The sequence below is a fragment of the Methanosarcina baikalica genome (assembly GCF_031461075.1).
Classification (GTDB): domain Archaea; phylum Halobacteriota; class Methanosarcinia; order Methanosarcinales; family Methanosarcinaceae; genus Methanosarcina; species Methanosarcina baikalica.
The window spans coordinates 20,433-27,034 of the sequence record NZ_JAVKPK010000050.1 but is presented as its reverse complement, the minus strand read 5'-3'; the positions used below and the strand labels follow the sequence as shown (position 1 = coordinate 27,034).

Sequence of the window (6,602 nt, the reverse complement as noted above, 5' to 3'; positions counted from 1 at the left end):
AGTAATACTACCGGCAGTTTTAACCAGTCTTCGTCTTGACCAAAGCGCGGATCAAGCGAGCGCTTGCAGAGAAGTTTCACCTCCTCCTTTTCAGTTGCCTTTAAATCCCATAAACTATCTACTATTTCCTGATCGATGTGGCAAGGAAAAAGCAATTTGAGAAGCCCCTGCATGGGGACAAGGAAAGCCTGCGCTTTGCAACCCCTGAACCCATTGCCCGCTACAGGGCGCAGCGCCTTAAATGCAGGACTCTGGCTGACATTAGCTGTGGGATAGGGGGGCAGACTGTCTTTTTTGCGCAGCAATGTGAGTTCGTTTACGCAGTGGAAATTGACCCAAAAAAAATAGAATATGCTAAGCAGAACTGTGAGATGTACGGGCTTGATAATGTAAAATTCATTTGCGGAGACGCCCTTAACCCTAAAGTTATAGAGCAGATCCCGGCAGTTGATGTGGTTTTTTCAGACCCTTTCCGCCCGGTAGAAGAAAATGAAAGGCGCGTCTCAAGTCTGGAACCCGGAATTCCCAATGTGCTGTCTGCTTATGGGGAAAAGACAGGAAATTTCGCCTTTGAAGCTCCTCCTCAGATGCCGCCTGAAAGAATCCCTTTTGACTGCGAAAAAGAGTACATCTCTCTGGACGGCCAGCTTAACCGACTGACCCTTTACTTCGGCTGGCTGAAGCAGTATGACAGACTGGCTGTAGCTCTTCCTGCAGGCGAAGGCCTGGTTCCGAAAGATGGGCCTCTCCCGCAGATAAAGGAAACTGAGAGGATGAAACTCTGCGCCTATGAACCTGAACCTTCTGTGGTTGCAGCAGGGCTGCTGCCTGAACTCGTAGAATCCATGATACAGCTGGTAGGACCCATTATGGGGTCTTTCGAACTCTTCAAAGTTGACAAAAAGAGGCTTTTGCTCACCTCTGATGCCCTGATGAAGCAATCCATGATCAAAAACCATTATCTGGTCCTGAGGGTTTGCCCCTTTGAGCCAAAGGAGATCAATAAATTCCTGAAAGGTAGAAATGTTGGGAGTGTAGTGCTCAGGGCAGGCGTGAAGCCCGAAGATTACTGGGAAGTCCGAAACGAGGTTGAAAAAGGCCTTGAAGGAAATAAGACAGTGCACCTTTTTGTAAAAAGCGGGACTGCAATCCTCTGTGAAATTCTTTTTAAGGACTGAATGATACTTTTATGACTGAAAAAGCTTTTAAAGTCTGAAAAGAGAGCTGGCTGGAAAAGTTTGAACTGGGGATAGCATAAAAATCAAAAAGGTAAAAAGCCGGGCTTTAAAAGCCCGGTATCAGTTTTTACTGATTTCTCAATTTATTTTGATTCATTCGATTCTTATTGATTCATTCGATTCTTATTGATTCATTCGATTCTTATTGATTCATTCGATTCTTATTGATTCATTCGATTCTTATTGATTCATTCAATTCTTATTGATTCATTTGATTTTTTAGGCTCCCCTCATACTTCCTTGCAGGTTTCTTTCACGAGCTCAAGTCCGCGGGCAAGAGCATCCTGAATTCTTGTGGGATCAGTTCCACCGCCCATAGCAAAGGCAGGCTTTCCGCCTCCGCCTCCACTTACAATTTTCGACATCTCGCGGACAAGGTTGCCGGCGTTGATTCCACAGTTTATGGCTTTTTGTCCGGCAGACGCTACGATCTTAACTCCTTCAGCATCGCTTGCAAGAAGAGCTACCACTTCTTCATGTTTCAGGAATTCAGTGGCGATTTTCTGGAGTTCAAGGGAATCAGCCTCAGGAATGAATTCGGCAATAACCTTAAGGCCTGCAAACTCAAAAGCATCTTCCAGCAGCCTGTAAACCCTGGAACGGGCAAGCTCCTCCTTGAGTTTTTCGTTTTCTTTTTTAAGGTCTTTCCATTCCCCGAAGAAACGTTCAACGCTTGTTGGAAGTTGTTCGGGAGGTACGCTCAGGGTTTTTGCGGAATCGGTCAGGAGCGAATCTATCTTTTGCATGGCACGTACGGCTGCAACACCGGCTGCAAACTCAATTCTTTCCACACCGTCCTGGATCCTCTCGGCCTTCAGGATTTTGATAGGACCGATAATCCCTGTACTGACACAGTGAGTACCTGCGCAGGCTTCAACATCGTCTCCGACCTTTACAATCCTGATCTTTTCTCCGGGGGGTACTCCACCCTGATAAAGCCCAAAGCCATATTCCTGCTCAGCTTCAGTCCTTGGCATCCATTCTGTAATAACACGCTTGTTTTCCATGACCGTGCGGTTTGCCAGAAGCTCGATTTGCCTAATTTCTTGAGGAGATATATGTTTGTAATGCGAGAGGTCAAGCCTCGAATGGTCCTCAAATTTCTGGGCACCAGCCTGCCAGATGTGTTTTCCAAGAACTTTCCTGGCTGCATCGTTTACTATATGGGTTGCCGTGTGGTGCCTGGCAAGGGCCATCCTGCGCCTTTCATCCACTTTACCTGTGACAATGTCACCTTTGCTGATCTCAAGGTCCCCATCCGGATTATCTACTATATGTACTATTACGCCGTCGTAAACCTGGACGTCCACTACCCTGTACACCGCATACCCTGCAGTGATTGTTCCCATATCTGCAGGCTGCCCTCCGCCTTCAGCGTAAAAAAAGGTGTTATCCAGCACTATATGGTTGTCAAAGACGTCCAGCGCAACAGCCTCGAATTCCAGGCGAGTGGGTTCGTCATAAAAGCTGCGCTTTGTTTTGGGGAGATGCTTAAGCCGGTCTGCAAACGGGACTATTTCTGTTTCCTTTTCTTCGGCCTTATTATGAAGTTCACCAATAATTGAATAGAAGTTGTCAGGGAATTCTACGTCTACTCCGATTTCGGCTGCTACTTCTTTTGCCATCTCGGGAGGGATTCCGTGGGAATCATAAAGTTCAGTTAACTGGGATAAAGGAATCTTTTCTCCGGTTTTCTTGAAATGAGATGCTGATTTCTGGATGATCCTGCGGCCTCTCTCCATTGTATTACAGAATTTCTCTTCTTCAGACTCCAGGATGTCCTGTATGACCTGGAAATTTTCCCTGAACTCGGGATACTCTGGCATATTTTTTATATGCATATCCACAATCTCGGAAAGCGGGGTCCTGATACCAAGGTCGCCCATCATGCGTAAAGTCCGCCTGAGTACAAGCCTGGCAAGGTATCCTGCCTTGACATTCGAGGGAATGATCCCGTCTCCCAGCATGAAAGTCAAACAGCGTGTGTGGTCAGTAATTGCATAGACCTTTTCTACGGGTTCCATTATAGCCGAGAGTTTATCCACGGTCATTCCGATGCTTGAAGCAACCTTTTTCCTCAGTTCCATAAGGTTTGCTTGTTCACTGACATCCATAAACCCTGCAAGCCTCGCGTTCTGGGCCAGGATATTTGCATACTCGGAGTTATCCAGTTCATGCTCAAGCCCTGCAAGCCCCATGAGTTCGTTCACTATGCCAGGGAAAAGTGCGTCATAAATTGTAGGGGAACCCTTTGAAGCCCATGCAAAACGTTCGAGCCCGTATCCCGTATCCACGATGTAGTTATCCATCTTCGAATAAGTCTCACCCTTGACCAGGATATCGCCTTTTTTGTCGGTTTTCAGGTCCATGAAAACAAGGGTAGCAAGCTCAAGCCCATTCACAAGAACTTCAACACAGGGTCCGGCATTTCCTCCGCCTGCCCAGGGTTCTTCCTTGTAACTTACGGCAAAGGGATCTAGCTTAAGTGAGTTCAGGAGCTCGTCACAGAGTTCCAGAGTATGTTCCTTCCAGTAAATTTCGTGATCTTTTTTATTGAAGGCATGATGTGCCATCATCTCAAAGGTTGTAAGATGGCGGCCGCTCCTGCCTACCGAGTCCAGGTCGTTCAGGCGAATGCAGGGCTGGGAAATCGTGAGGGGATTTGCAGGTGGGGGAACCTGCCCTGAGGTTACGAAAGGCTGGAAGTCTGCAATGGATGCAATGGTAAGATAAAGGTCATCCCTCCAGCGGGCAACTACAGGGTAACGATCAATCCTTGTATGCCCCCTTTCCTCAAAGAAGGAGAGGTAATACTCACGCATCTGGGAGATATCAAATTCCCTAGAAAATACCGGGCTTCCTATAAAGGAATAAGGATCACAGGGCGCATCTCCGCATGTCTTTCGATCAAGGTCACGTGTCCAGAAGAACTTGCCACATGTCTGACACTGCTTCCGGACAAATCCATTGTTTTTGAAAAATTCAAGTTGATATTCATCTTCAAGCATAACAATCTCTCCGGAGGGTGGGGTTTTGCTCTGCCCTGATTTATTTGAAAACAAAAGGAGAAATACCCCGACTCAACCGTTTAAAGGAACTTCCAGTCACTTTATAAATGTATATACAATAATTGGATCCATTACGATAATTGAATCCATTACGACAATTGAATCCATTACGACAATTGAATTCATTTACGATAATTTTGAGTAAAGTATGGGGGAATTAACCTGAAATAGTGAAATATCCGTAAATTTTGTGCGAATAAATTTTTGTAGCTCTACGCTTCTTTTACAATATGACAACTTACACAACATTAACGAAATATATAATAATGTTGTATTAAAGCAGACCTGTAATTATGGGTCTTAACTTATTACAGGTATTCTACAGAAAAACCTTATTCCTCATTTTAAAAGACAGGAAGTTACTTTTATTGAATAAAAGGCAGGCTTCTTATTAGAAAAATTTGCTGAAAAATCGGAACCAGGGGAAAAGATCGCTCCTGCGCCCTGAATTTTTTATCTGTACAGAACTACTGTCCTTCCGCGTACCTCTATAAGTGTAGACCTTGTGGCGTCTGCAATTTCTTCCGCGATAGCCTTTAAGTCTTTCCCTTCTTCAGCACTTTTCAGTACCCTTACCTTTACAAGCCTGTTAGCTTTTATTTGTTTATTCAATTCTTCGATGAGAGTGTCTGTTATCCCATTCTTCCCGATATTAAGAATAGGGGAAATCTGGTTTGCTTCGGATTTCAACCGGTATAACTTTTCTTTCTCCATTGCCCTTCCTCGCATTGATATTTATATAACTCATGCTGCCAATCATGAAATAACCATATTATTATAATAGTATTCCATGTTATTATAGAATCTTACATTATAATCGATAATTATAATCGATAATTATAATCGATAATGAGAAATTTGCAGCTAATAATAAAAGAACTGTCTCCTCCTGGAAGCTCTTTACCATTGAACCAGGTTTCTCCTTTTCTCATCAGCATCTATATCAACGTTTCCTAGTAACCCGAAAGGTAATCAGTTAGTTTTCTTTTTCAAGTTTCACATTATTTCTTTTTACTCATCTGTTCTTGCCAGTTTATTCAACAAATTAAATAATGGTTATATCAGGGATTCTACGTGTAGATTCACTAAATTATGGCTGTTTGCTCAATTTAATAAGGAGCAGAACTAAGTTTTCAAATAATTTCGACACCTTTATTAGCAGTCACTTATTATGGGTTATAAAAAACGGAATCAGTGAACTAACCTCCGTTTCATAAGTTCAGGACGACGACTGCAAAATGAATCCCGGCTTGCTTGACCTTATCTTGTTTTCAGAGAAGAGAAAATATTTTCTTCTGCTCCTGAAAGAAGGCCCGAGAAATATTGAAGAGATACTTGAGAAACTTCAGGTGCCCAGGACAGCTCTTCTTCCCCAGATAAAGAAACTGAAAGAAGAGGACCTGGTAATACATGAAGACGGAGTGTACCGGCTCAGCATGATAGGAGAAACCATTGTAGAGAAAATGCAGCCTCTCCTTGACACTCTGGCAGTTTTTGAGAAAAATGAAGATTTTTGGGCAAATAGAAAACTCGCTTCTATTCCCCCTTACCTCATAAAAAGAATCGGGAATCTTGGAGATTACCGCCTCATAGAACCGGACCTCAGCTATACTTTTGATCTGAACCCTGAGTTTGTAAAACATCTTTCGAATTCAAGCTGCATCTATATGTTTTTTTCTTATTTTCACCCTCAGTTTCCGGCTCTGTTTCTCAGCCTTGCCAGAAAGGGCATCGAAATTTCCCTTATCATGAGTGAAGCTGTATACTTACGGCTTGTAGATGATTTCAGAAAAGAAGGAAAAGAATTCCTCCAAATGGAAAATGCAAGTCTCTTTATCCTGGACAATAAAAGAATAGAAATACCTGCGGTTATTGCTTCTACTGACAGGATAATGACTCTAGGACTGTTCAACGAAAACGACAGATTTGATAACCAGTATATAATAAGTTTCGAACATGGGGCAATAAAATGGGGAGAAGAGCTTTTCAAATATTACAGGGACATGTGCAGGGAAATAAAATCTGAATAAATGACCATGTAAACTCTGGACGCAAAGCAGGAGAGTTTGACGGTCTTTTTATAGATGCATCAATTTACGATGGTGGAACTCATTGAAAGCAAATCATTGACCCTTAAATATGATTTAAAGGTTTTTTTTTTGATTTATAATACTTTTTTTAAATAATCTAATTTTCAGACTTAATTTTGAGAGAGCGATCTATCTACATTAACCTTAAATATTAGGTATGCCTAAATGCGACTAAATCAAAAGATTAGGCATGCCTAAAAATGGGA

Annotated in this window: 4 protein-coding genes; 2 read left to right on the top strand and 2 right to left on the bottom strand. The window is 42.8% G+C overall.

All coding sequences use genetic code 11. The features are described from left to right. Positions 1-137 precede the first annotated feature (137 nt). Positions 138-1,178: a class I SAM-dependent methyltransferase gene (locus tag RG963_RS11835; protein WP_310576486.1), complete on the top strand. Its 1,041-nt coding sequence runs from the start codon at positions 138-140 to the stop codon at positions 1,176-1,178. Positions 1,179-1,468: 290 nt separating this feature from the next. Here RG963_RS11835 and alaS read toward each other — a convergent pair whose 3' ends face one another. Beyond that, positions 1,469-4,246: an alanine--tRNA ligase gene (gene alaS, locus RG963_RS11830; RefSeq protein WP_310576485.1), complete on the bottom strand. Its 2,778-nt coding sequence runs from the start codon at positions 4,244-4,246 to the stop codon at positions 1,469-1,471. Between the two features lie 513 nt (positions 4,247-4,759). Then, positions 4,760-5,020: a YhbY family RNA-binding protein gene (locus RG963_RS11825; RefSeq protein ID WP_310576484.1), complete on the bottom strand. Its 261-nt coding sequence runs from the start codon at positions 5,018-5,020 to the stop codon at positions 4,760-4,762. 524 nt (positions 5,021-5,544) lie between these two features. Here RG963_RS11825 and RG963_RS11820 point away from each other — a divergent pair. After that, on the top strand, positions 5,545-6,336 hold the full coding sequence (locus RG963_RS11820) for a helix-turn-helix transcriptional regulator (RefSeq protein WP_310576483.1): 792 nt from the start codon (positions 5,545-5,547) through the stop codon (positions 6,334-6,336). Positions 6,337-6,602: the final 266 nt, after the last annotated feature.

Excerpts from the sequence above, each read along its gene's own strand:
- alaS (WP_310576485.1), bottom strand. The coding sequence starts at position 4,246 with ATGCTTGAAGATGAATATCAACTTGAATTTTTCAAAAACAATGGATTT.
- RG963_RS11825 (WP_310576484.1), bottom strand. The coding sequence starts at position 5,020 with ATGGAGAAAGAAAAGTTATACCGGTTGAAATCCGAAGCAAACCAGATT.
- RG963_RS11820 (WP_310576483.1), top strand. The coding sequence starts at position 5,545 with ATGAATCCCGGCTTGCTTGACCTTATCTTGTTTTCAGAGAAGAGAAAA.